The following is a 2,085-nucleotide window of genomic DNA, read 5'->3' as shown; positions in this document are numbered from 1 at the left end:
GCGTGGCCTTCCGGGCCAAGCCCGCGGTGGCCGCCGCCGCCCGGGTCCGGATCGAGCACGGCGACCTCACCGCGCTGCTGTATCTGCAGGGCTACGCTGCGGCCGAGTTCGTGGCGTGAGGTTCAGTGGATGAGGATCCGGACGAGCGTGACGACGGCACCCAGAGTCGAGCCGCTTCGCGGCGCGTTTCGTACCGGGTCCCGGATCAGGTTCCGCTTCGCTTCACCTGTCCGGGAAAGGGGCGGGGCCGCATGAAACGCCACGCCCTTTCCCAGGCGCATGCAGCGTCAGCGCGGCAAGCGACCTAGAACCCAGCGCAAAACTGCCGCGTAGCGGCTCCCCCTGAGCCGCCTGGCCTTGTCCCAAAAATAAAGGCCGCCGCATCCGTCCGGAGCGGCGGCCCTAGGCCCCTCGATAAGGGACCGACTTATTCGAGCCCGATCGCCACGAAGCGCACGTCGCCTGTGGCGCTCGCCACCAGCAGCAGCACGGACTTGCGCCCGTCCTTCTTCAGGGCCTCGACCCGCTTGGACACCTCGGCGGGGGTGTTGACCGCTTCCTGGCCGACCTCGACGATCACCTCGCCGGGCTGGATCCGCTTGTCGGCGGCGGTCGAGTTCGGGTCGACCCGGGTGACGACCACGCCCTTCACGGTGTCCTTGATGGAGTACTTCTTGCGCAGCTCGTCGGTGATGCCGGAGAGGTTGAGGCCGAGCGCCTGACGGGTCGCGCTCTCGGCTTCGGGCTGGCGCAGGTTGGCGAGCTGCGGCTTGTCGGTGTCCTCGAGCCGGCCGAGCGTGACCGGCTTGGTCAGCTCCTCGCCCTTGCGGACGACGACCACGTCGACCTTCTGGCCCACGGGCGTCGAGGCGACGATCCGGGGCAGGTCACCCGAGGCCTTCACCGGGGCGCCGTTGAACTTCAGGATGACGTCGCCGACATCGATCCCGGCGGTCTTGGCCGGTCCCTTCTCGTCGACCCCGGCCACCAGCGCGCCGCGCGCGCCGCCCTTGAGGTTCAGCGCCTCCGCTGTGGCGTCGTCGACGTTCTGGATGCGCACGCCGAGCCAGCCGCGGCGGACCTCGCCGAAGTCGCGCAGCTGGTCGATGACGGGCTTGGCCGTATCCGACGGCACCGCGAAGCCGATACCCACCGAGCCGCCGGTGGGCGACAGGATCGCCGTGTTGATGCCGATCACCTCGCCGTCCATGTTGAACAGCGGACCGCCGGAATTGCCCTTGTTGATGGCCGCGTCGGTCTGGATGTAGTTGTCGTAGGGGCCGGACTCGATGTTCCGGCCGCGCGCCGAGACGATGCCGGCCGAGACCGAGCCGCCGAGGCCGAACGGGTTGCCGATGGCGATCACCCAGTCGCCCGGGCGCATCGTGTCGGAGTTCCCGAACGGGACGGCTTTCAGCGGACGCTCGGCGGTGGGCTTCACCCGCAGCACAGCCAGGTCGATCTTCGAGTCCTTGCCGATGATCTCGGCCTTCAGCTTGGTGCCGTCGTGCAGGATCACCTGGATGTCGTTGGCGTCGCCGATGACGTGGTTGTTGGTCACCACGATCCCGGACGTATCGATGATGAAGCCGGAGCCCAGGGAGTTCGACTTGCGCTGCTGGCGCGGCGAATCGTTGTCGCCCCGCTCGCCGCCCTTGTCGCCGCCCTTGCCCCCGCGGCGGTTGAAGAACTCCTCGAACAGGTCCTCGAAGGGCGTGCCCGGGGGCAGCTGCGGCATGGTGCGGCTGCTGCGCGCATCGACCGTGGTGGAGGCGGAGATGTTGACCACCGCGTCGGTGACCTGATCGGCGAGGTCGGCCAGCGAGGCCGGACCCTTGGCGAAGGCCGGGGCCGGCAGGGACGCGGTCGCGAACGAGGCGCCGACCAGGATCGCCGCCATGAACGAGCGTGTGCGGGAACGGGGCTGCGCCTGCGCGCGGCCGAAGGGCGCCCGGGGGGCGCTCGCGACGGGGTGCATGGTCGACCTCTTCAAGAACGCGTTTCCGGTTTCGCGGGCCGCCGACCGGGATCGGCAGCCCGCGCATTTTCTTGCATCGTAGTCCGCCGGCGCCGGGGCGCCAGCGG

At 69.6% G+C, this 2,085-nt stretch carries 1 protein-coding gene and 1 pseudogene; one reads left to right on the top strand and one right to left on the bottom strand.

What is annotated here, in order from left to right; genetic code table 11:
- A pseudogene (locus FV228_RS34490) lies at window positions 1-119 on the top strand (phosphoserine phosphatase SerB); the annotation flags it as partial.
- Between the two features lie 308 nt (window positions 120-427).
- On the opposite strand, the gene FV228_RS27755 reads toward FV228_RS34490, so the two are convergent.
- Entirely contained in the window at window positions 428-1,978 is a 1,551-nt protein-coding gene (locus FV228_RS27755; RefSeq protein WP_147857445.1) for a Do family serine endopeptidase, read from the bottom strand.
- Window positions 1,979-2,085: the final 107 nt, after the last annotated feature.

Origin of the sequence: Methylobacterium sp. WL18, assembly GCF_008040015.1 — a bacterium.
In the GTDB taxonomy this organism is placed as follows: Bacteria; Pseudomonadota; Alphaproteobacteria; order Rhizobiales; family Beijerinckiaceae; genus Methylobacterium; species Methylobacterium mesophilicum.
This window is presented reverse-complemented; position numbering and strand designations above follow the sequence as displayed.

Coding starts and splice junctions, on each gene's coding strand:
- FV228_RS27755 (WP_147857445.1), bottom strand. CDS start 1,978: ATGCACCCCGTCGCGAGCGCCCCCCGGGCGCCCTTCGGCCGCGCGCAG.